We start from the raw sequence: 20,979 nt of genomic DNA, 5'->3' as shown, positions 1-20,979 counted from the left end.
GGCTCTTTGCCGCCGCAGTCAGGCAGGCTAGTCTTGGCGGTCTGATTGAGGAGTTTCGATGAACGTCGCCATTTCTTCCCGTACGCCGCAACAGGCGTTGGCCGCTTTGCTGGATCGCTACGCGCCGGCGCGTCTGCTGCTGATCGGCGCCAGTGAATTCCCCGCGCTGAGCGCTTTCAAACAAGCGCATCCAGACACGTGCGTGGCCCACGCCGCGCCCGGCGCCTTGCCGGCGGAACTGGCGGCGCGGCGTTTCGATCTGGCGCTGGTAGTCGACTGCCTGGAGCATTTGCCCAAGCGCGACGGCCTTAACCTGCTGGGCGGTATTCGCAATCTCAACGCCAGCCGCATCGCAGTGCTGGCAGACCTTTCGGCCAGTGGCTGGCAGGAAACCGATTTCTACTCGCTGGCGCTGCAAGCCAGCGAACGCTTCCAGCGTGACGAACAGGTGTTGACCCTGTTTACCTACGATCTGCTTGACTACAAACAAGTCCCCGACTGGCTCAACTCACGGTTCTGGGCCAATCCGGAAAACTTCGGGAAATACTGGTGGTAATGCAATGAGTACAGCCATTTGCCCTTGCGGCAGCGGCAATCTGCTGGATGCCTGCTGCGGTCATTATCACGAGGGCCATCCGGCCCCGTGTGCCGAAGCCCTGATGCGTTCGCGCTACAGCGCCTACGTGCTCGGGTTAATCGACTATCTGGTGGGAACCACCCTGCCCGCTCAGCAATCGGGCCTCGACCGGCAGTCGATCAGTGCCTGGAGCGCGCAGAGCACCTGGCTCGGCCTAGAGGTCGAAAGTTCGGAAGTCTTCGGCGGCCAGCCGGAACACGCCTTCGTCACCTTCACTGCGCGCTGGCACGACGCCCAGGGCGAACACAGCCACCGTGAGCGCTCATCGTTTGTGCAGAACGCCGGCCGCTGGTACTTCATTGATCCGACCGTGCAGTTGAAGCTGGGGCGCAACGACAGTTGCCCATGTGCCAGTGGGCAGAAATTCAAGAAGTGCTGCGCGGGTTACTTTGGCGCTTGAGATCAAAAGCTCGCAGCCTTCGGCAGCTACTACATTGGAATGGGTTCACATGTAGGAGCTGCCGAAGGCTGCGATCTTTTACGGCTAGACTGAGCAACAAAAGGAGCTGCTCCATGTTTGCTCAACGACGCGCACTGCAATCGCTCGCCCTTTGCCTGTTTCTCGGGCTCAGCGGCTGCGCCTCATGGTTCAGCGACGACACCCGCGACCCCGCCGTGCACCTGGTGAAAGTCGAAGTGGTACGGGCCAAACTGCTCGAGCAGAAATTCATCCTGCACTTTCGCATCGACAACCCCAACGACAGCGACTTGACCGTGCGCGGTCTGGAGTACCGCATTCATCTGGCCGACATGCTGCTGGCCGAAGGCGAGTATGAACACTGGATCACCGTCGGGCCGAAGCGCAGCGCCTTTTATAAGGTGCCGATTCGCACCAATCTGTGGCCGCAGGTGAAAGAGGTGGTGAAAATGCTGAAAAGTCCAAATCAGCAGATTCCCTATCGGTTACAAGGCGAAATGGAAACCGGTTTATTCATCGCCCACTACGTGCACCTTGAGCGCAATAGCGTGATAATCCCGGCCGATTTAATTCCGGAGCAACACCGATGACTCAGCAACCTCATGTCCATGGCCCTGACTGCAACCACGATCATGACCATCACCACGATCACGATCACGGCCATGTCCACGGCCCGAACTGCGGCCACGCCCACCAGGAACCGGTGCGCAACGCCCTGAAAGACGTCGGCCGCAACGACCCTTGCCCATGCGGCAACGGCAAGAAATTCAAAAAGTGCCACGGCGCTTGATGCCTTGGGCGAAGAACCTCTTCGCCTGACACACCGCCTTCGCGAGCAGGCTCGCTCCCACATTTGAATGCACCGTGATTCCTGTGGGAGTTGGCTTGTCAGCAATGAAGCCGGCACCTTCAACATTGCTGGCGCCTGTCACCCCGCTATCGCTGGCAAGCCAGCTCCCACAATGGCCGGTGTTTCAGCAATATGGGAGCGAGCCTGCTCGCGAAGGGGCCGGCACATTCAATGAAAGCTTTTCAGCCTGCCGCCAGAATCCGCGCCGAACTGACCACCGTCGCATACTCCCCATGCAAATTCCCCAGCGACATCCCGTGCACGTCTTCAGCCGTACGCAACGTGCCGAAGTAATCGGCCTTGTCGAAGGTGAAGCACGCATCCTCCGCCACCCACGCAGCGAATCCCAGATTGCCTGCCGTGCGCGCCGTGGCCTCCACCGAGTTGTGGGTCGCCACGCCGACGATGACCAATTGCCCGATCCCCGCCTCACGCAACCGCGCCGCAAGCCCGGTGGCACAGAACGCATCCGGCACTTGTTTCTGGATCAGCCACTCACCGTCCCGGGGCAAAAACCTTTGCTGAAACTCCACCCCTTCCTGTTCGGGCCAGAACACCGAGTCCGGTTCACGGGATAGATGCTGCACATGGATGACCGGCCGCTCGCTGTGCCGCCAAAGCCCCAGCAGATCGAGGATTCGCTCCTCAGCCTGCGGATTGTTACGCCGCCCCAAGCGGGGGTGCAGGATGCCTTTTTGCTGGTCGATGATGATCAGTGCAGCGTTGGCCTCAAGTTCCATGGCGGTCTCCTCACGCAAAGTCATTGAATGTGCCGCAGTTTACGCGTGGAGTTGAGATGTTGCGGCGAGGGCGCTTGCTCCCGCTCGGCTGCGCAGCAGTCGCAAGTCCAGACAACGCATTTTTTTGATAAATGGCGGCACAGGGTCTGGGAGTGCTTCGCACTCCAGCGGGAGCAAGCTCCCTCGCCACAAAAACCCGGTTATCCCTGAAGATTTGCAGTTGGTCAGGCAAATCGAGAAATAACCGCTCGCCCCGCTTGCGCGGCCCCCTCCTGCTCACTAACGTAGCGGCTTTATTGCGCCCCCAGCCTCTACACCCCCGCAGGAGCTTTGCCATGGCCTCGCCAGCCCTTACACATTTTCTTCCCCGGTTCGGCGTTGCCGCAGCAGTGACCGGTGTTTTGAGCCTGTCCGGTTGCCAGACCTGGAACGCTCAGGACACCCTCCCGCCCACCTCCGGCGTGCAACCGCTCAAGGGCCTGGCGCAGAACGTTTCGGTACGCCGCAACGCCATGGGCATGCCGTTGATCGAAAGCAACAGCTTCCACGACGCGCTGTTCACCCTCGGTTACGTCCACGCCAGCGACCGCATCAACCAGATGGTCACCCTGCGCCTGCTGGCTCAGGGCCGTCTGGCGGAAATGTCTGGCGCCTCGATGCTCGACGCCGACCGCTACATGCGCGCCGTCAATCTGAAGAAAAGCGCCGCCGAACTTTACAAGGCTTCGTCGCCACGGCTGAAACGCTTTTTCGAAGTCTATGCCCGGGGCGTCAACGCCTACCTGTTCCGCTACGCCGACAAGTTGCCGGGCGACCTGGCCACAAGTGGCTACAAGCCTGAATACTGGAAACCGGAAGATTCGGCGCTGATTTTCGCCCTGCTGAATTTCAGCCAGTCGGCCAACCTGCCGGAAGAAATCTCTTCACTGGTGCTCGCGCAAACCGTGACCACAGACAAACTCGCGTGGCTGACCCCGTCCGCGCCGGACGAGAGTCTGCCGCTGGCCGAAGCCGACAAGCTGCAAGGCCTCAAGCTCAACGGGCAAATCCCCGGCCTGAACGAACTGAGCAACGCCAGCCAGCAACTGTCGACGCTGAACCTGCTCGGCACCACGTCTTCGAACAACTGGGCCATCGCCCCGCAACGCAGTCGCAGCGGCAAGAGCCTGCTCGCCAGCGACAGCCATGGGCCATTGGCCGCGCCGTCGCTATGGAGTTTCGTGCAGATCCGCGCGCCGAAGTATCAGGCGGCAGGTGTGACCGTCGCCGGTTTGCCAATGGTGCTGGGTGGTTTCAACGGCAAAGTGGCCTGGAGCATGACCAGCGTGCTCGGCGATAACCAGGACCTGTTCCTGGAAAAAATCCGCCGTCAGGGCAGCAGCCTGACTTACGAGGTCAACGGCAAATGGCAGCCGCTGGGCGTGCGCAACGAAACCTATTTCGTCAAAGGCCAGCGGCCGATTCGCGAAGCGGTGTACGAAACCCGCCACGGCGCGTTGCTCAACAGTGCTCAGGCTGCGGCGCAAGGCAACGGTTTTGGTCTGGCCCTGCAAACACCGAGCTTCACCGACGACAAATCCCTGGACGCGTTTTTTGATCTGAGCCGAGCGCAGAATGTTGAACGCGCCTCGGACGCGAGCCGCGAGATCCGCGCCATCGCCCTGAACCTGGTCTTCGCCGATGCCAGCAATATCGGCTGGCAAGTCACCGGACGTTTCCCCAATCGTCGTGAAGGCGAAGGCTTGCTGCCGTCGCCGGGCTGGGAAGGTCGTTACGACTGGGACGGTTACGCCGACCCGATGCTGCACCCCTACGATCAGGATCCGGCGCAAGGCTGGCTCGGCACCGCCAACCAGCGCGTCATCCCTCACGGTTACGGCATGCAACTGTCCAACTCCTGGGCCGCGCCGGAACGTGGCGAGCGTCTGGCGGAACTGGCTGGCAGCGGCAAACATGACAGCCGCAGCGTGATCGCCATGCAGTACGACCAGACCACGACTTTCGCCGCCAAGCTGAAGAAAGTCTTCGAAGCACCGGGCATGAAGCAGCCGCTGAAACAGGCAATCGATGCATTGCCGGAAACCGATCGCAGCAAGGCTCGCGAGGCGTTCACCCGCTTGATGGCGTTCGACGGCAAGCTTAGCCCGACTTCGGCGGATGCAGCGATCTATGAACTGTTCCTGCAAGAAAGCATGAAGCAGATCTTCCTCGACGAACTCGGCCCGGAATCCAGCCCGGCGTGGAAAGCGTTTATTGCCAACGGTGATTTGTCCTACGCAGCGCAAGCCGATCATCTGCTGGGACGCGAAGACAGTCCGTTCTGGGACGACATCCGTACGCCGCAGAAAGAAGACAAGGCTGTGATTCTCGCCCGCAGTTTTGCGGCAGCCATCAGTGCTGGCGACAGTCAGTTGGGCGGCGATCACAAAGCCTGGCAGTGGGGCAAACTGCACAGCTACACCTGGAAAAACAGCAATGGTCAGACCGTTCGTGGACCACTGGCGGCGGGTGGCGATCACACGACGTTGAACACCGCAGCGTTTGCCTGGGGTCAGGATTTCACCACTACGCGTGCGCCATCGATGCGCTTTATCGTCGACTTCGGTCAAGCTGAACCGCTGATGGGGCAGAACGGTACGGGGCAGTCGGGGAATCCGGTCAGCCCGAATTACCTCAATGGCATTGATCAGTGGTTGAAAGGGCAATACATCGGCTTGCCGATGCAGCCGCAGAACTTTGATCGGGTGTATGGCAAAAACCGTCTGACCCTGACTCCCGGCAAGTAGCCCCCACGTTGATCGTTCCCACGCTCCGCGTGGGAATGCAGCCCGTGGCGCTCCGCGTCACTGGACGCAGAGCGTCCCTCGAGGCATTCCCACGCAGAGCGTGGGAACGATCGTGCGGTACCCGAAAAATCCATAGAACTTCTGAACCCGCGCAAACCTCATAGCTAACAAGCCCCCCATTTCTGGTAACGACATGGATCTTGTTATCGCCCGCCCCGAAGGTTTGTACTGCCCCGCCGGGGATTTTTATATCGACCCCTGGCGTCCCGTCGAGCGCTCGGTGATCACCCATGCCCATGGCGACCACGCTCGCACCGGCAACCAGCACTACCTTTCCAGCAGCGCCAGCGAAGGGATTTTGCGCGCGCGTCTGGGGCAGGACATCAACCTGCAAACCCTCGCCTACGGCCAGCGCTTGACCCACCACGGCGTCACCTTGAGTTTTCACCCCGCTGGCCATGTGCTCGGCTCGGCACAGGTGCGTCTGGAATACGGTGGCGAAGTCTGGGTCGCTTCCGGCGATTACAAGATCGAGCCGGACGGCACCTGCGCGCCGTTTGAACCGGTGCGCTGCCACACCTTCATCACCGAATCGACCTTCGGCCTGCCGATTTACCGCTGGCAGCCACAGGCGCAGGTATTCAGCGAAATCAATGAATGGTGGAAAGCCAATATCGCCGCTGGCAAAGCCAGCGTGTTGTTCTGTTACTCCTTCGGCAAGGCCCAGCGGATCCTCCACGGCATCGACGAAACCCTCGGCCCGATCCTCAGCCACGGCGCCGTAGAGCCGTTGAACCGTGTCTACCGCGACGCCGGCGTGTACTTGCCGCCAACAATCTATGCCGGTGACGTGAAAAAAAGTGACCCGATCATGCGCGAGGCGCTGGTGATCGCCCCGCCCTCGGCCGGTGGCAGCACCTGGATGCGGCGTTTCGGCGATTTCAGCGATGCCTTCGCCAGCGGCTGGATGCGCCTGCGCGGCACGCGTCGGCGGCGCGGGGTGGATCGCGGCTTCGTGCTGTCCGATCACGCCGACTGGCCCGGCCTGCTCTGGGCGATCAATCAGACCGGCGCCGAGCGGGTGATGGTCACCCACGGTTCAATTGGCGTGCTAGTGCGCCATCTGCGCGAACAGGGGCTCGATGCCCAGGGCTTCAACACCGAATACGGCGATGACGAAGAAGAAAACATCGCCTCTCAACCGACCATCGCCGAGATGCCCGCATGAAAGCCTTCGCCGAGTTGTACGCCGAACTCGACGCCACCACGTCCAGCAACGCCAAACTGGCGGCCATGCAAGCTTATTTTGCCCAGGCCGAACCGCAGGACGCCGCTTGGGCGGTGTACTTTCTGTCCGGTGGCCGGCCCCGGCAACTGGTGCCGGTGCGGATCCTGCGCGAACTCGCTGTCGAGGTGTCCGGGCTGACGCCGTGGTTGTTCGAGGAGAGCTATCAGGCCGTCGGCGATCTGGCGGAAACCATTTCGCTGGTGCTCCCGGAAAATCTGCACAGCTCCGATGCCGGCCTCGCCGAGTGGATTGAAGACAAACTGTTGCCGCTGCGCGGTGAAACCCCGGAATTCCTCTCACGGCAACTGCCGGCACTGTGGGCGCAGCTGGATCGGCCGAGCCTGATGCTGTGCATCAAACTGATCACCGGAAGCTTCCGTGTCGGCGTGTCGAAATTGCTGGTGACCCGCGCGCTGGCCTCGATGGCCGGGCTCGACAGTAAACGTGTCGCCCAGCGTCTGGTGGGTTACACCGACCTGTCCAATCGGCCGAACGCTGCCAGTTATCTGAAGCTGATCGCCGCCGAATCCGCCGACGAACACTCCCAGCGCGGTGGCCAGCCGTACCCGTTTTTCCTCGCACATGCCTTGTCGCAACCGGTTGAAGAGTTCGAGGCGATGATTGGCCCGGCGAGCGACTGGCAGGTGGAATGGAAATGGGATGGCATCCGTGCGCAAGTGGTCAAGCGTGAAGGGCGGTTATGGGTGTGGTCGCGGGGTGAAGAACTGGTCACCGAGCGCTTCCCCGAACTGGATGTGCTGGTCCACGGTTTGCCGGACGGCACGGTGATCGACGGCGAGATCGTGGTGTGGAAAAGCACCCATCCACGCACCGAGGACGCTTTTGATCCGCAATCGCCAGAGCCGCCCGCGGTGCAACCGTTCGCGCTGCTGCAACAGCGGATCGGTCGCAAAACCCTCGACAAGAAAATCCTCGAAGACGTGCCGGTGGTGGTGCTCGCCTACGACTTGCTTGAATGGCAAGGCGAAGACTGGCGCAATCAGCCGCAGGCCAAGCGTCGTGCGCAACTGGAAGAGGTCATCGCCCGCTGCAACAGCCCGGTGCTGTTGGCCTCCCCCGTATTGACCGGCTCAGACTGGTTCGACCTTGCGCGGCAACGTGAGGCGTCCCGGCGCCTGGGCGTCGAGGGCATGATGCTCAAGGCCCGTGACGCCTTGTATGGTGTGGGCCGGACCAAGGACATGGGGGTGTGGTGGAAATGGAAGGTCGACCCGTTCAGTGTCGATGCGGTGCTGATTTACGCTCAGCGCGGGCATGGTCGCCGCGCCAGTCTGTACAGCGACTACACCTTTGCCGTGTGGGACGGCCCGCCCGAATCCAGTCAACGGGCATTAGTGCCGTTCGCCAAGGCCTATTCGGGGCTGACCGATGAGGAAATGCGCCAGGTCGACAGCATCGTACGCAAGACCACGGTGGAGAAGTTCGGCCCGGTGAGCAGTGTGAAACCGAGTCTGGTGTTCGAACTCGGTTTCGAAGGCATTGCTCTGTCGCGGCGCCACAAGAGCGGGATCGCCGTAAGGTTTCCACGGATGCTGCGCTGGCGGCAGGACAAGACTGTGGATGAGGCGGACAGTCTTGCTACTTTGCAAGATCTGCTGGCTTGACCCCCTTTCCAGGGACACTGGTCATTTGAATTGAATGACTACCTGTGGCGAGGGGATTTATCCCCGATCGGCTGCGCAGCAGTCGCAAAACCTGAACATGCAATTCTCCCTGATGAATGCCGGGGGGGGCTTCGCAACCCATCGGGATAAATCCCCTCACCACAGTTATCGCAGCCAGCCAAAAACCTCTACGCCGAGCCGAAATGGTGCAGCGCATTTTCGGCGCCCGTTTCCGTGCACCAATCCCCTCCTCATCTATCAATCCCCGCCTTTTAAAACACTTGTTCGGGACTCTGGTTCGGAAATTGCTACTTTCTATAGGTCGTACGCGTTCCAGTAACAATAATTCTGCGCCACAAGCGCTCATATTGGTTCTTAGGGATTGAATAATGAAAAAAGCATTGCTGACCCTTTCTGCACTGGCGTTGTGCATGGCCGCCGGCTCCGCGCTGGCCAAGGAATACAAAGAGCTGCGCTTTGGCGTTGACCCTTCGTACGCACCGTTCGAGTCGAAAGCGGCCGACGGCAGCCTGGTGGGCTTCGACATCGATCTGGGCAACGCGATCTGCGCCGAACTGAAGGTCAAGTGCAAGTGGGTCGAAAGTGACTTCGACGGCATGATTCCGGGCCTCAAGGCCAACAAATTCGACGGTGTGATCTCGTCGATGACCGTGACCCCGGCCCGCGAAAAAGTCATCGACTTCTCCAGCGAGCTGTTCTCCGGCCCGACCGCTTACGTGTTCAAGAAAGGTTCCGGCATCACCGCCGACGTCGCGTCGCTGAAAGGCAAAACCGTCGGTTACGAGCAAGGCACCATCCAGGAAGCCTACGCCAAGGCCGTGCTGGACAAGGCTGGCGTGAAAACTCAGGCCTATCAGAACCAGGATCAGGTGTATTCCGACCTGACCTCCGGCCGTCTCGACGCGGGCATTCAGGACATGTTGCAAGCCGAATTGGGCTTTCTGAAGTCGCCACAGGGCGCCGACTATGACGTCAGCAAGCCGGTCGACAACGAATTGCTGCCAGCCAAAACCGCTGTCGGTATTAAGAAAGGTAACACTGAGCTGAAAGCGCTTTTAGATAAAGGTATCAAAGCGTTACACGATGACGGCAAATACGCCGAGATTCAAAAGAAACACTTTGGCGATCTGAATCTGTACAGCGGCAAATAATGCCCCGGCGCCCATCCTCGATGGGCGCCTTTTCCATCCGCTCAGGTTGCTGATTTATGTTCGAAACCCTCTTACAAAATCTGGGGCTCTCCGCCTTCAGCCTCAAGGGCTTTGGCCCGTTGCTGTTGGAAGGCACCTGGATGACCATCAAATTATCGGCGTTGTCGCTGCTGGTGGCCGTGTTGCTCGGTCTGCTCGGCGCCAGTGCCAAACTGTCAAAAATCAAACTGGTGCGCCTGCCTGCCCAGCTCTACACCACGCTGATTCGCGGGGTGCCGGACCTGGTGCTGATGCTGCTGATCTTCTACAGCCTGCAAACCTGGCTGACGACGCTCACCGACTACATGGAATGGGAATACATCGAGATCGACCCGTTCAGCGCCGGGGTGCTGACCCTGGGCTTCATTTATGGCGCGTATTTCACCGAGACTTTCCGCGGGGCCATCCTCGCCGTGCCGCGCGGTCAGGTCGAAGCGGCCACCGCCTATGGCCTCAAACGCGGCCAGCGCTTTCGTTTTGTGGTGTTCCCGCAAATGATGCGTTTCGCGTTGCCGGGCATCGGTAACAACTGGATGGTGATGCTCAAGGCCACCGCGCTGGTGTCGATCATCGGCCTCGCCGATCTGGTCAAAGCCGCGCAGGACGCCGGTAAAAGCACTTATCAACTGTTCTATTTCCTGGTCCTCGCCGCGTTGATTTATCTGCTGATCACCAGTGCCTCGAACTTTATCCTGCGCTGGCTCGAACGCCGCTACGCTGCCGGTGCCCGGGAGGCCGTACGATGATCGAACTTCTGCAGGAATACTGGCGAGCCTTCCTTTATACCGACGGCCAGAACATCACTGGTCTGGCGATGACGATGTGGCTGCTCAGCGCCTCGATCTTCATCGGGTTCCTGGTGTCGATTCCGCTGTCGATCGCCCGGGTTTCCAGCCACTTCTACGTGCGCTGGCCGGTGCAGTTCTACACCTACCTGTTCCGGGGCACGCCGCTGTATATCCAGCTGCTGATCTGCTACACCGGGATTTACAGCCTCGCGGCCGTACGTGCGCAGCCGATTCTCGACAGTTTCTTTCGCGATGCGATGAACTGCACGATCCTCGCTTTCGCCCTGAACACCTGCGCGTACACCACTGAGATTTTTGCCGGGGCGATCCGCAGCATGAACCACGGCGAAGTCGAAGCGGCCAAGGCTTATGGTCTGACAGGCTGGAAGCTGTATGCCTACGTGATCATGCCGTCAGCCTTACGCCGTTCGTTGCCGTATTACAGCAACGAAGTGATCCTGATGCTGCACTCGACCACCGTGGCCTTCACCGCGACCATCCCCGACATTCTGAAAGTCGCCCGGGACGCCAACTCGGCGACCTTCCTGACCTTTCAGTCATTCGGCATCGCCGCGCTGATCTATCTGACCATTACCTTTGCGCTGGTCGGCCTGTTCCGCCTCGCCGAACGCCGATGGCTGGCCTTCCTCGGGCCGACACACTAGGAAACCTTGTAATGCGACACCAGATCCATGACCTGTTGGCCCCGCTGCCGGGGACCGCACGACAGATCCACAGCTTCCACTTCGGCCCGGCGCAGGCCAAGGGCAAGGTCTACATCCAGTCTTCGCTGCACGCCGATGAATTGCCCGGCATGCTCGTCGCCTGGCACCTCAAGCAGCGTCTGGCGGAGCTGGAAGCTGCCGGGCGCCTGCGCAGCGAAATCGTGCTGGTGCCGGTGGCCAATCCGGTCGGCCTCGAACAAGTGCTGATGGACGTGCCGCTCGGCCGTTACGAACTGGAGAGCGGGCAGAACTTCAACCGCTGGTTCGTCGACCTCAGCGAAGAGATCGGCAACGCCATCGAAGGCAAGCTGGGCGACGATCCGCAGCACAACCTCGAACTGATCCGCGCCAGCCTGCGCAACGCCCTCGCCCGCCAGACCGCCAGTACGCAACTGCAATCCCAGCGCCTGACCCTGCAACGGCTGGCCTGCGATGCGGACATGGTGCTGGACCTGCATTGCGATTTCGAATCGGTGGTTCACCTCTACACCACGCCCGAAGCGTGGCCGCAGGTCGAGCCACTGGCGCGCTACATCGAAGCCCAGGCGAGCCTGCTGGCCACTGATTCCGGCGGCCAGTCGTTCGACGAATGCTTCACGCTGCTGTGGTGGCAATTGAGGGAACGTTTTGGCGAACACTTCGAGATTCCGCTGGGCAGTTTCTCGGTGACCGTCGAGTTGCGCGGTCAGGGTGACGTCAATCATCCGCTGGCCAGCCGCGACTGCCAGGCGCTGATCGACTATCTGATCCAGTCCGATGCGATCGTCGGCGAGACCAAACCGCAGCCGTCGCTGCCCTACCCCGCCACGCCGCTGGCGGGTGTGGAGCCGGTGACCACCCCGGTCGGCGGCCTGCTGGTGTACACCGCCACGGCGGGGCAATACCTCGAAGCCGGGCAGCAGATCGCCGAAATCATCGACCCGATCCACGACCGGGTCACCCCCATTCATTGCACCAGCGCCGGCGTGATGTACGCCCGTTCGCTGCGACGCATGGCCACTGCCGGCATGGTCATCGCCCACGTCGCGGGCGCTGAAGCCTATCGCAGCGGCTACCTACTTTCGCCTTGAGGATGTCTGTCCCATGTACAAACTGACCGTTGAAGGCCTGCACAAAAGCTATGGCGACCATCAGGTGCTCAAAGGCGTTTCGCTCAAGGCCAAGACCGGCGACGTGATCAGCCTGATCGGCGCCAGCGGCTCGGGCAAAAGCACCTTTTTACGCTGCATCAACTTTCTCGAACAACCCAACGACGGTGCGATGAGCCTTGATGGCCAGAAGATCCGCATGGTCACCGACCGCCACGGCATGCACGTCGCCGACGCCGATGAACTGCAACGTCTGCGCACGCGGCTGGCGATGGTGTTCCAGCACTTCAACCTGTGGAGCCACATGACCGTGCTGGAAAACATCACCATGGCCCCGCGCCGGGTGCTCGGTTGCAGCAAGCAGGAGGCCGAAGACCGCGCCCGCCGTTACCTCGACAAGGTCGGCCTGCCGGCGCGGGTGGCCGATCAATACCCGGCGTTTTTGTCCGGCGGCCAGCAACAGCGCGTGGCGATTGCCCGGGCGTTGGCGATGGAGCCGGAGGTGATGCTGTTCGATGAGCCGACCTCGGCGCTCGATCCGGAACTGGTCGGGGAAGTGTTGAAGGTGATTCAGGGTTTGGCCGAGGAAGGCCGGACCATGATCATGGTGACCCACGAGATGAGCTTCGCCCGTAAAGTTTCGAGCCAGGTTCTATTCCTGCATCAAGGTCTGGTCGAGGAAGAAGGTGCGCCCGAAGATGTCCTCGGCAACCCGAAAAGCGAACGCCTCAAGCAATTTCTCAGCGGCAACCTGAAGTAACGTCGTACACAACCCCCTGTAGGAGTGAGCCTGCTCGCGATGGCGTCATTACATCCAACACTGATGTGACTTACGCACCGCTATCGCGAGCAGGCTCACTCCTACAAAAATCAAACTTGTCCGCCCACCGCGTGGTCACTGGAATAACCCCTCCAGAGCGCGCGCAGCCCGCATGGCGAAATCCTCCGACCTCGCAAAAACCTGGTTCAGCGCTCGCGGCTGGAAGCCGTTCGCCTTTCAGAAACAGGTGTGGGCTGCGGTAAAAAACGGTGAATCCGGAATGCTGCACGCCAGCACCGGCGCCGGTAAAACCTATGCAGTATGGTTTGCCGCACTCAACCGCTTCGCCCGAACAGCTCCCATCGTTGAAACTTCACGTAAACGCAAACCGGTTGCCGAACCACTGACCGTGCTGTGGATCACCCCGATGCGCGCCCTCGCTGCCGACACCGCCCGCGCGCTGCAAACTCCCGTGACGGACCTGGAAATCCCGTGGAGTATCGGCCTGCGCACCGGTGACACCAGCAGCAGCGAGCGCGCCCGGCAGAGCCGACGCCTGCCGACCACGCTGATCACTACACCCGAAAGCCTGACCCTGCTGCTCGCCCGCGCCGACGCGCAAACAGCGCTGGCGACACTGCGCATGATCGTCGTCGATGAATGGCACGAACTGCTCGGCAATAAACGCGGCGTGCAGCTGCAACTGGCCCTCGCCCGCCTTCGTCACTGGCAGCCCGAATTGATTGTCTGGGGCGTGTCCGCCACGCTCGGTAATCAATCCCACGCCGAACAGGTGCTGATCCCACAAGGCGGTGGTGTCAGCGTCCAGGGTCAGAACGAAAAAGCGCTGGCGATCGACACCCTGCTCCCACCCACCCTCGAACGTTTTCCGTGGGCCGGACACATCGGTTTGAAGATGCTGCCGCAAGTGGTCGCCGAACTCGATGTCTGCGCCAGCAGCCTGGTGTTCACCAACACCCGTGCACAATCGGAAATCTGGTATCAGGCGCTGCTTGAGGCGCGACCGGACTGGGCCGGGCTGATCGCGTTGCATCACAGTTCGCTGTCACGCGATACCCGCGACTGGGTTGAGCAGGCCTTGAAGGACGGGCTTTTGAAAGCAGTGGTCTGCACCTCCAGCCTGGATCTGGGGGTGGATTTCCTGCCCGTGGAGCGTGTGCTGCAAATCGGTTCAGCCAAGGGCGTCGCGCGTTTGATGCAACGCGCCGGGCGCTCCGGCCATGCCCCAGGCCGTACCTCGCGGGTGACGCTGGTGCCGACCCACAGCCTTGAAGTGATCGAAGCCGTCGCCGCCCGTGATGCCGTGGAGCAGCGACGCATCGAACCGCGACTGTCGCCGCAAAAACCGCTGGATGTGCTGGTGCAGCATTTGGTCAGCATGGCGCTGGGCGGCGGATTTTTACCCGATGAGTTGTACGAAGAAGTCCGTGGCGCCTGGGCCTATCGTGCCCTGACACCTGCCGATTGGGCGTGGGCGCTGGCTTTCGTACGCCATGGCGGCATGTCTCTGACGGCTTATCCGGATTACCGTCGAGTCGAGCCCGATGAACACGGTGTCTGGCGCGTGCCGGATGCGCGGCTGGCACGCCGGCATCGCATGAGTATCGGCACCATCGTCAGCGACGCGAGCATTCAGCTCAAATTCTGGAGCAAGGGTGGCGGCGGCAAGCAGTTGGGCAGCGTCGAGGAAGGCTTTATTGCACGGCTCAAACCGGGTGACGGCTTTCTGTTTGCCGGGCGTTTGTTGGAACTGGTACGAGTGGAAAACATGACCGCCTACGTCAAACGCAGCACGGCGAAGAAAGCCGCCGTGCCGCGCTGGAATGGCGGCCGTATGCCGCTCTCCAATGAACTGGCGCAAGCGGTGGTGACGCGCTTCACCGCTGCCGCACAGGGTGAGTTTGTCGGGCCGGAAATGCAGGCGTTACGGCCTCTGCTGGACACCCAGGCGCGCTGGTCCGGTTTGCCCACAACCAACGATTTACTGGTCGAGGTGCTGAAATCCCGCGAGGGCTGGCACCTTTTCCTCTATCCGTTTGCCGGACGGCAGGTGCATCTGGGGCTCGCCAGCCTGTTGGCGTGGCGGGTCAGTCAGCGTCAACCGGTGACGTTCTCGATTGCGGTGAACGATTACGGTCTGGAGTTGCTCAGTGCCACGCCAGTGGATTGGTCGCAACAACTCGATGCCGAGCTGTTCGGCACCGATCACTTATTGCGCGATGTTCTCGCCAGCCTGAACGCGGGCGAACTGGCCTTGCGGCGCTTTCGCGAAATCGCCCGAATCGCTGGACTGGTGTTTTCCGGTTACCCCGGCGCGCCGAAAAGCACCCGGCAAGTGCAGGCCTCCAGCGGCTTGTTCTTCGAAGTGTTCAAGCAATACGACGCCGATAACCTGCTGCTGGCTCAGGCCGGGGAAGAGGTCCTACGGGAAGAACTGGATATTCGCAGGCTGGAACAGACGCTGGAGCACATCAATCGGATGAATCTGCAAGTGCATCAGATCAAACGCCCTACACCGCTGGGGTTTCCACTGTTGGTGGAACGCATGCGCGAGAGCATGAGCTCGGAAAAACTGGCTGACCGGATCAGACGGATGGTTGGTGAACTGGAAAAGTCCGCTGACAAGGGTAGCTCTGCATGAACGCGCCCTATCCTGTGCGCCTGGCCGGAGAGGAGTTGTGGCTGCTGCCGGAAAAAGCCTTGTATTGGCCGGCGCAGCAAGCCTTGCTGATCGCCGACGTGCATTTCGGCAAAGCGGCCGCCTATCGCAGCCTTGGCCAGCCCGTCCCCCAAGGCACAACGGCGAGCAATATCGCGGTGATTGATCGACTGCTGGCGAAACTGCCCTGCCGGCAGCTGATATTTCTCGGTGACTTTCTGCATGGCCCCGGCTCCCACGCGGTGGGCACGCTGAGCGCACTGGCCGAATGGCGCTCGCGTCACGTTGATCTGGCGATGACGCTGATTCGCGGCAATCACGACAAACGTGCGGGTGATCCGCCGGTGTCGCTGAACATTCGCGTAGTGCCAGAACCGCTATTGCTCGGCCCATTTTCGTTACAACACGAACCCGATCCGCACCCGGAGCGGCATGTATTGGCTGGCCATGTGCATCCGGTTTATCGGCTGCATGGCAAGGGACGGCAGAGCTTGCGGCTGGCGTGTTTCAGATTGGCCGAGCGCATCAGCCTGATGCCCGCGTTTGGCGCGTTTACCGGTGGTTATCCGGTTGAGCGTGATGATAGCTGCAGGATTTTTGTCATCGGCGACAACGAAATATGGCCAGTCAGTTGAAGTCTTGGCGGACTTCAACTGACTGGCCATTCAATTCCCATAGGGATCAGGCAACAGGTGCCGGTGGTGGCTCGTCAGGCAGAGTCGGCTCACCCGGCTCGGTCGGTTGTTCGTTGGGGGTATCGGGATCAGGCTGACCCGGAATTCCGCCAGCCAGGCTGATGGACGGGTGTGCCAGCAAGGACCAGGCTAAAACGCCAATCTGATTGGGCTCAAGCCTTGCCAGTTCGGCAGTGATATGCGGATCGATCTTCATAGGGCACTCCTCGGCGAAGGCCCGTTTCGGCACAAGCAAAAACGGGCAGTACACTCCATAGAGTGCCTGCCCGCCAAAGAATTCCCGACATCTGCCGGATGGACGACTCAGGTACGCGGCAGAGTCACGCCACGCTGGCCCTGATACTTGCCGCCACGATCCTTGTAGGAAACTTCACATTCCTCGTCGGATTCAAGGAAAAGCATCTGCGCCACGCCTTCATTGGCGTAGATTTTCGCCGGCAGGTTGGTGGTGTTGGAGAACTCCAGGGTCACGTGACCTTCCCACTCAGGCTCAAGCGGCGTCACGTTAACGATAATGCCGCAGCGAGCGTAGGTGCTTTTACCCAGGCAAATGGTCAGTACGTTGCGTGGAATACGGAAATATTCGACGGTGCTGGCCAAGGCGAAGGAGTTCGGCGGAATGATGCAGACGTCGCTGTGGATGTCGACGAAGCTGCCAGCATCGAAGTTTTTCGGATCGACGATGGCGGAGTTGATGTTGGTGAACACCTTGAAGTGGTTGGTGCAACGCACGTCGTAGCCGTAGCTCGACACACCGTAGGAGATCACTCGGCTGTCATCGCTGCCGCGCACCTGGCGCTCGACGAACGGTTCGATCATGCCGTGTTCCTGCGCCATGCGGCGAATCCACTTGTCCGATTTGATGCTCATGGCGGGTTTCCTGAATAGCGAGGTGAAAAATTCTGTCCGGCATCTTACCGGTCGCGCCGCCCGCTTCAAAGTGCGCGCTGCAATTCTCGCCGAACACCCCGTAATTACACGGTATGGCGACGAACCGTCACACCGCCGATCCTTAAAACAGAGAAACCTTTGCAAGAAGCATTGGCACGTTCAGGAAAAAGGGTTAAGGTGGCGTCACTGTGTTGCTTGTGTCACTGAGAATCTCTACACGATATGTTGAATTTCGATCCAACCATCTACAAGAATTTTTCCTGCTCTTTGCACTCAGTCTCGGCCAGGGTTCTTCCTGTTCCGCAGTTATCTTTGTTCAAGGAGTTACACCATGTCTAATCGCCAAACCGGTACCGTTAAGTGGTTCAACGATGAAAAAGGCTTCGGCTTCATCACCCCACAATCCGGTGACGATCTGTTCGTTCACTTCAAAGCTATCCAATCCGACGGCTTCAAAAGCCTGAAAGAAGGCCAACAGGTTTCTTTCATCGCTACCCGCGGTCAGAAAGGCATGCAAGCTGAAGAAGTACAAGTTATCTAACTTGTAGCTTCTTTAGAAAAGAGCCCCGCCCTTAAAAGCGGGGCTTTTTTGTGGGCGCCTGTTTTGTTCAGGCAAAAAAAATCGCAGCCCGTCAAGGCTGCGATTTTTTGTGGGTGGCTTACCAGGCCACGCCAAATCCTGCGGTGTAGCGGGTCTTGTTCAAATCCGCATCATTGGTGCCACTGATGATGTCGCGCTCGGCCTTGAGGTTGAGCGAGGCCCAATCGGTCACCTTGTAACGCAGCCCCATTTCCGCATCCAGCGCGTAATTGGCCACGTCGGATAGCGGCTTGCCGATTTCACCATTGGTGAAGAACTCGACTTTCTTGCCGATCAGGTAACGGTTGTAATCCCACTTCATGGCGACGGAATAGAAGTTGTCCTTGCTGCCATCGCGATACTCGTAATCGGTGCGGTTGAACAACGAGCCCAGCGAGAATGCGCCCAGCTCATCATCCCAGAACTGGTAGCCGGGACCGGTACCGACCACGCGCTGACGCGCCAGCTCTTCGATGTGATCACGCTTGTAGTTCAGACGGCCCTGCCAGAACCATTGATCAGTGAGGAAGCGGTCGAGTGCGTACTCGGCGCGCCAGTTGTCCGTGGTGGTTACGTCGTCCTGCACTTCACGGTTGTATTCGCCCTCGGCGGTGTGACGCCAACGGCCATGACGCGCCGAGGTCTTGAAGCCAATGTCGTAGTCGTCGGTGTCTTTTTCCGCACGCTGATAATCCAGCGCCAGATCGACATTACCCTTCCACACCAGATCCTCGACCACCGGTTTCGGCTTGAGGATTTGCTGAATACTGGCCAGCTCCACGGTTTTCGGCGCTTCACCGTTGGCGAGGGTGACCTTGCCATCTTCGGCCGCCGTCAGCGACTTGGAGACTTCACCGCTGTAGGCATCCTGCTTGACCAGCAAGTGCTGATCGCTGTCCAGCGTCTTGACCTCTTTCCAGTCAATGGTGACCGCACCGGCATATTTGGTCTGGATCAACAGCTTGCCGCCATCGAACACGGTGATGGTGCCGCTCAACTTGTCACCGTTCTTCAACCACACGGTGTCGGCAAGCAAGGGCGTGGACGCACTGAAAACAGCAAGGCACAGCAAGGATCTGGACAACATAAGCGAATCGAAGGCTCAAGTTTGCGAAAAAGGGGTCGGCATTATCCGTAGGAATAATTCCCTGACAAGGACTGACCGGACTATTTCTATTGAGTTCATTTCTCAACTGCCCGATGAGGGATTACGCTTAAGGCAATCAAACGATCATGTTCAGGAACCGTGTACGTGACAGACCCGATCCACGAAGTCGACAGCGAAGCGCAAATCCGACGCACGGCGCTCTACTCGACCCTGGCACAAGTGCCCGAAGGCAAAGTCGTCAGCTATGGTCAATTGGCTGCTCTTGCCGGGCTGGGGCGCGCCGCCCGCTGGGTCGGTCGCACCTTGAGCCAGTTACCCGGCGACACCAAGCTGCCCTGGCACCGTGTGCTGGGCGCCGGTGGTCGGATCAGCCTGCCAGTGGGCAGTCCATCCGGGGATGAACAACGGGCGCGATTACGCATGGAAGGCATCACCGTCCTGAACAATCGTGTGGATATTCAGCGCCATGGCTGGCGTCCGGTAGAGCACAGCGGTTAGAGTGCGCGCTTTGTTTCCGCAATCTTGAGGCAGACTTCAGCCCATGCCCCGTAAAACCTGGCGCGCCGCGCTCGCCGCCTATGCCAGTCCTTCGACGCTCGTGCTGTTGTTGCTGGGTTTCGCCGCCGGCCTGCCGTACATGCTGGTGTTTTCAACGCTTTCCGTCTGGCTGCGTGAAGCCGGTGTGGCCCGGGAAACCATCGGCTACGCCAGCCTGATCGGCCTCGCCTACGCGTTCAAATGGGTCTGGTCACCGCTGCTCGACCAATGGCGCCTGCCGTTGCTGGGTAAACTTGGCCGTCGCCGCTCGTGGCTGGTGCTCTCGCAGGCACTGGTGATTCTCGGTCTGATCGGCATGGGTTTCTGCGATCCGCAGAAGCATCTGTCGTGGTTGATCGCCATCGCCGTTGTCGTCGCATTCGCCTCCGCCACTCAAGACATCGCGGTAGATGCCTATCGCCTGGAAATCGCCGAAGACAACCGCCAGGCCGCCCTCGCCGCCAGCTACATGTCCGGCTATCGCGTGGCGGCACTGCTGGCCACTGCCGGCGCCCTGTTCTTCGCCGAAGGCTTCGGCTCTACAGGCTTCAACTATCAGCACTCGGCCTGGGCCGGCACTTACGCGCTGTTCGGGGCGCTGATGATTCCCGCGCTGCTGACCACGCTGCTGATGCGCGAGCCGCCCGTGCCGCTGCGCACGCAATTGCAGGCCGGGCGCTACACCTTCATGCATCAACTGATGTCGGTGTTTGTGCTGATCATCCTGCTGGTCTCGGTACCGGCGATGTTCACCCAGCTCTACAACACCGATTTCGCCAGCGTGCTGTTCGGCGGTATGAGCCCACTGGATCTGCTGCTTGAAGACCGTGCCTTCCTGCGCGCCATTCTCTATACGCTGCTCACCGGCCTGTGCCTGTCGACCATGGGCCGTCGTGGCCTCGCACCGGTGCTGACGCCGGTCAACGACTTCATTCTGCGCTATCGCTGGCAGGCACTGCTGCTGCTCGGTCTGATTGCCACGTATCGGATGTCGGACACGGTGATGGGCGTCATGGCCAACGTGTTCTACATCGATCAGGGTTTCACCAAGGATCAGATTGCCAGCGTCAGCAAGATCTTTGGTCTGATCATGACCCTCGTAGGCGCCGGCATGGGCGGCCTGCTGATCGTGCGTTTCGGCATTCTGCCAATTCTGTTCATCGGCGGCGCGGCCTCGGCGGCCACCAACCTGCTGTTCGTGATGCTCGCCGACATGGGCCCGAACCTGCAGATGTTGGTAGTGACCATTTCCCTCGACAACTTCAGCTCGGGCCTGGCGACGTCGGCGTTCGTGGCCTATCTGTCGAGTCTGACCAACCTCAAATTCTCCGCCACGCAATACGCCCTGCTCAGCTCGATCATGCTGCTGCTGCCGCGCCTGATGGGCGGTTACTCCGGGGTTATGGTCGAGAAGTTCGGTTATCACAGCTTCTTCCTGATCACGGCCTTGCTCGGCGTGCCGACGCTGTTGCTGATCGCCTTGCACTGGTTCCAGGAAAGTCGCCGCGAAGGCCCGACACCCACGCCCGAGCCTGTGCCGACGCCGGTCGCAGAAGAGTCGTAAGACAAATC

The 20,979-nt window shown here is 60.2% G+C and carries 21 protein-coding genes; 17 read left to right on the top strand and 4 right to left on the bottom strand.

The features are described 5' to 3' along the window. Positions 1 to 58 precede the first annotated feature (58 nt). From KI231_RS06505 to KI231_RS06490, 4 genes are all read left to right on the top strand, one after another. A complete protein-coding gene (locus tag KI231_RS06505) occupies positions 59 to 556 on the top strand; it encodes a DUF6231 family protein (RefSeq protein ID WP_213027754.1) in 498 nt (165 codons plus the stop codon). A 4-nt stretch (positions 557 to 560) separates the two neighbouring features. Beyond that, entirely contained in the window at positions 561 to 1,037 is a 477-nt protein-coding gene (locus tag KI231_RS06500; RefSeq protein WP_213027753.1) for a YchJ family protein, read from the top strand. Between the two features lie 113 nt (positions 1,038 to 1,150). Then, entirely contained in the window at positions 1,151 to 1,645 is a 495-nt protein-coding gene (locus KI231_RS06495) for an LEA/WHy family protein (protein ID WP_213027752.1), read from the top strand. Continuing rightward, positions 1,642 to 1,845 carry an SEC-C metal-binding domain-containing protein gene (locus KI231_RS06490; protein WP_003198420.1) on the top strand — a complete coding sequence of 68 codons (204 nt, stop codon included), beginning with the start codon at positions 1,642 to 1,644 and terminating at the stop codon, positions 1,843 to 1,845. The genes KI231_RS06495 and KI231_RS06490 overlap by 4 nt, the downstream gene beginning before the upstream one ends. Positions 1,846 to 2,087: 242 nt before the next feature. Here the strand turns inward: KI231_RS06490 and KI231_RS06485 are convergent, their stop codons facing one another. After that, complete coding sequence (locus tag KI231_RS06485) at positions 2,088 to 2,645, bottom strand: cysteine hydrolase family protein (RefSeq protein ID WP_213027751.1); 558 nt, start codon at positions 2,643 to 2,645, stop codon at positions 2,088 to 2,090. Between the two features lie 335 nt (positions 2,646 to 2,980). Here KI231_RS06485 and KI231_RS06480 point away from each other — a divergent pair, with 335 nt between their 5' ends. The 10 genes from KI231_RS06480 to pdeM all read left to right on the top strand — a co-directional run bounded on the left by KI231_RS06480 (position 2,981) and on the right by pdeM (position 16,231). Further along, positions 2,981 to 5,431, top strand: a complete 2,451-nt coding sequence (locus KI231_RS06480) for a penicillin acylase family protein (protein WP_213027750.1) — start codon at positions 2,981 to 2,983, stop codon at positions 5,429 to 5,431. 193 nt (positions 5,432 to 5,624) lie between these two features. Beyond that, the gene (locus KI231_RS06475; RefSeq protein WP_213027749.1) at positions 5,625 to 6,659 is read left to right on the top strand and encodes a ligase-associated DNA damage response exonuclease; all 1,035 of its coding nucleotides are present in this window, start codon (positions 5,625 to 5,627) and stop codon (positions 6,657 to 6,659) included. Beyond that, a complete protein-coding gene (locus tag KI231_RS06470) occupies positions 6,656 to 8,344 on the top strand; it encodes an ATP-dependent DNA ligase (protein ID WP_213027748.1) in 1,689 nt (562 codons plus the stop codon). The genes KI231_RS06475 and KI231_RS06470 overlap by 4 nt, the downstream gene beginning before the upstream one ends. A 389-nt stretch (positions 8,345 to 8,733) precedes the next feature. Continuing rightward, positions 8,734 to 9,516 carry a transporter substrate-binding domain-containing protein gene (locus KI231_RS06465; RefSeq protein WP_159815007.1) on the top strand — a complete coding sequence of 261 codons (783 nt, stop codon included), beginning with the start codon at positions 8,734 to 8,736 and terminating at the stop codon, positions 9,514 to 9,516. Positions 9,517 to 9,572: 56 nt separating this feature from the next. Beyond that, complete coding sequence (locus KI231_RS06460; protein WP_103306583.1) at positions 9,573 to 10,301, top strand: ABC transporter permease; 729 nt, start codon at positions 9,573 to 9,575, stop codon at positions 10,299 to 10,301. Further along, entirely contained in the window at positions 10,298 to 11,008 is a 711-nt protein-coding gene (locus KI231_RS06455) for an ABC transporter permease (RefSeq protein WP_103306582.1), read from the top strand. The genes KI231_RS06460 and KI231_RS06455 overlap by 4 nt, the downstream gene beginning before the upstream one ends. A gap of 11 nt (positions 11,009 to 11,019) precedes the next feature. Continuing rightward, positions 11,020 to 12,138 (top strand): succinylglutamate desuccinylase/aspartoacylase family protein, encoded by a 1,119-nt coding sequence (locus KI231_RS06450; protein ID WP_103306581.1) that lies wholly within the window; start codon positions 11,020 to 11,022, stop codon positions 12,136 to 12,138. Between the two features lie 13 nt (positions 12,139 to 12,151). After that, the gene (locus KI231_RS06445; RefSeq protein WP_103306580.1) at positions 12,152 to 12,916 is read left to right on the top strand and encodes an ABC transporter ATP-binding protein; all 765 of its coding nucleotides are present in this window, start codon (positions 12,152 to 12,154) and stop codon (positions 12,914 to 12,916) included. Between the two features lie 172 nt (positions 12,917 to 13,088). After that, complete coding sequence (locus tag KI231_RS06440) at positions 13,089 to 15,578, top strand: ligase-associated DNA damage response DEXH box helicase (protein ID WP_213027747.1); 2,490 nt, start codon at positions 13,089 to 13,091, stop codon at positions 15,576 to 15,578. Beyond that, positions 15,575 to 16,231: a ligase-associated DNA damage response endonuclease PdeM gene (gene pdeM / locus KI231_RS06435; protein WP_213027746.1), complete on the top strand. Its 657-nt coding sequence runs from the start codon at positions 15,575 to 15,577 to the stop codon at positions 16,229 to 16,231. The genes KI231_RS06440 and pdeM overlap by 4 nt, the downstream gene beginning before the upstream one ends. 46 nt (positions 16,232 to 16,277) lie before the next feature. Here the strand turns inward: pdeM and KI231_RS06430 are convergent, their stop codons facing one another. Continuing rightward, a complete protein-coding gene (locus KI231_RS06430) occupies positions 16,278 to 16,487 on the bottom strand; it encodes a hypothetical protein (protein WP_103306577.1) in 210 nt (69 codons plus the stop codon). 107 nt (positions 16,488 to 16,594) lie between these two features. Next, positions 16,595 to 17,161 carry a dCTP deaminase gene (gene dcd / locus KI231_RS06425; RefSeq protein WP_007904652.1) on the bottom strand — a complete coding sequence of 189 codons (567 nt, stop codon included), beginning with the start codon at positions 17,159 to 17,161 and terminating at the stop codon, positions 16,595 to 16,597. 352 nt (positions 17,162 to 17,513) lie between these two features. Between dcd and KI231_RS06420 the strand changes: the two genes are divergently transcribed. After that, positions 17,514 to 17,723, top strand: coding sequence for a cold-shock protein (locus tag KI231_RS06420; RefSeq protein WP_002554837.1), 210 nt, complete (start codon positions 17,514 to 17,516; stop codon positions 17,721 to 17,723). 118 nt (positions 17,724 to 17,841) lie between these two features. On the opposite strand, the gene KI231_RS06415 is transcribed toward KI231_RS06420, so the two are convergent. Further along, entirely contained in the window at positions 17,842 to 18,849 is a 1,008-nt protein-coding gene (locus KI231_RS06415) for a DUF481 domain-containing protein (RefSeq protein ID WP_103306576.1), read from the bottom strand. 165 nt (positions 18,850 to 19,014) lie between these two features. Here KI231_RS06415 and KI231_RS06410 point away from each other — a divergent pair, with 165 nt between their 5' ends. Further along, positions 19,015 to 19,368, top strand: a complete 354-nt coding sequence (locus KI231_RS06410; RefSeq protein WP_213027745.1) for an MGMT family protein — start codon at positions 19,015 to 19,017, stop codon at positions 19,366 to 19,368. A 43-nt stretch (positions 19,369 to 19,411) separates the two neighbouring features. Further along, positions 19,412 to 20,971, top strand: coding sequence for an AmpG family muropeptide MFS transporter (locus KI231_RS06405; RefSeq protein WP_213027744.1), 1,560 nt, complete (start codon positions 19,412 to 19,414; stop codon positions 20,969 to 20,971). Positions 20,972 to 20,979 lie beyond the last annotated feature (8 nt).

Origin of the sequence: Pseudomonas sp. Seg1, assembly GCF_018326005.1 — a bacterium.
GTDB lineage: Bacteria > Pseudomonadota > Gammaproteobacteria > Pseudomonadales > Pseudomonadaceae > Aquipseudomonas.
The sequence above is the reverse complement of the archived record's forward strand: the minus strand, read 5'-3'. Positions and strand labels throughout refer to the sequence as shown.

Excerpts from the sequence above, each read along its gene's own strand:
- KI231_RS06445 (WP_103306580.1), top strand. The coding sequence starts at position 12,152 with ATGTACAAACTGACCGTTGAAGGCCTGCACAAAAGCTATGGCGACCAT.
- pdeM (WP_213027746.1), top strand. The coding sequence starts at position 15,575 with ATGAACGCGCCCTATCCTGTGCGCCTGGCCGGAGAGGAGTTGTGGCTG.
- KI231_RS06500 (WP_213027753.1), top strand. The coding sequence starts at position 561 with ATGAGTACAGCCATTTGCCCTTGCGGCAGCGGCAATCTGCTGGATGCC.
- KI231_RS06465 (WP_159815007.1), top strand. The coding sequence starts at position 8,734 with ATGAAAAAAGCATTGCTGACCCTTTCTGCACTGGCGTTGTGCATGGCC.
- KI231_RS06405 (WP_213027744.1), top strand. The coding sequence starts at position 19,412 with ATGCCCCGTAAAACCTGGCGCGCCGCGCTCGCCGCCTATGCCAGTCCT.
- KI231_RS06430 (WP_103306577.1), bottom strand. The coding sequence starts at position 16,487 with ATGAAGATCGATCCGCATATCACTGCCGAACTGGCAAGGCTTGAGCCC.
- KI231_RS06485 (WP_213027751.1), bottom strand. The coding sequence starts at position 2,645 with ATGGAACTTGAGGCCAACGCTGCACTGATCATCATCGACCAGCAAAAA.
- KI231_RS06475 (WP_213027749.1), top strand. The coding sequence starts at position 5,625 with ATGGATCTTGTTATCGCCCGCCCCGAAGGTTTGTACTGCCCCGCCGGG.
- dcd (WP_007904652.1), bottom strand. The coding sequence starts at position 17,161 with ATGAGCATCAAATCGGACAAGTGGATTCGCCGCATGGCGCAGGAACAC.
- KI231_RS06490 (WP_003198420.1), top strand. The coding sequence starts at position 1,642 with ATGACTCAGCAACCTCATGTCCATGGCCCTGACTGCAACCACGATCAT.
- KI231_RS06470 (WP_213027748.1), top strand. The coding sequence starts at position 6,656 with ATGAAAGCCTTCGCCGAGTTGTACGCCGAACTCGACGCCACCACGTCC.
- KI231_RS06450 (WP_103306581.1), top strand. The coding sequence starts at position 11,020 with ATGCGACACCAGATCCATGACCTGTTGGCCCCGCTGCCGGGGACCGCA.
- KI231_RS06480 (WP_213027750.1), top strand. The coding sequence starts at position 2,981 with ATGGCCTCGCCAGCCCTTACACATTTTCTTCCCCGGTTCGGCGTTGCC.
- KI231_RS06460 (WP_103306583.1), top strand. The coding sequence starts at position 9,573 with ATGTTCGAAACCCTCTTACAAAATCTGGGGCTCTCCGCCTTCAGCCTC.
- KI231_RS06440 (WP_213027747.1), top strand. The coding sequence starts at position 13,089 with ATGGCGAAATCCTCCGACCTCGCAAAAACCTGGTTCAGCGCTCGCGGC.
- KI231_RS06495 (WP_213027752.1), top strand. The coding sequence starts at position 1,151 with ATGTTTGCTCAACGACGCGCACTGCAATCGCTCGCCCTTTGCCTGTTT.
- KI231_RS06455 (WP_103306582.1), top strand. The coding sequence starts at position 10,298 with ATGATCGAACTTCTGCAGGAATACTGGCGAGCCTTCCTTTATACCGAC.
- KI231_RS06505 (WP_213027754.1), top strand. The coding sequence starts at position 59 with ATGAACGTCGCCATTTCTTCCCGTACGCCGCAACAGGCGTTGGCCGCT.
- KI231_RS06415 (WP_103306576.1), bottom strand. The coding sequence starts at position 18,849 with ATGTTGTCCAGATCCTTGCTGTGCCTTGCTGTTTTCAGTGCGTCCACG.
- KI231_RS06420 (WP_002554837.1), top strand. The coding sequence starts at position 17,514 with ATGTCTAATCGCCAAACCGGTACCGTTAAGTGGTTCAACGATGAAAAA.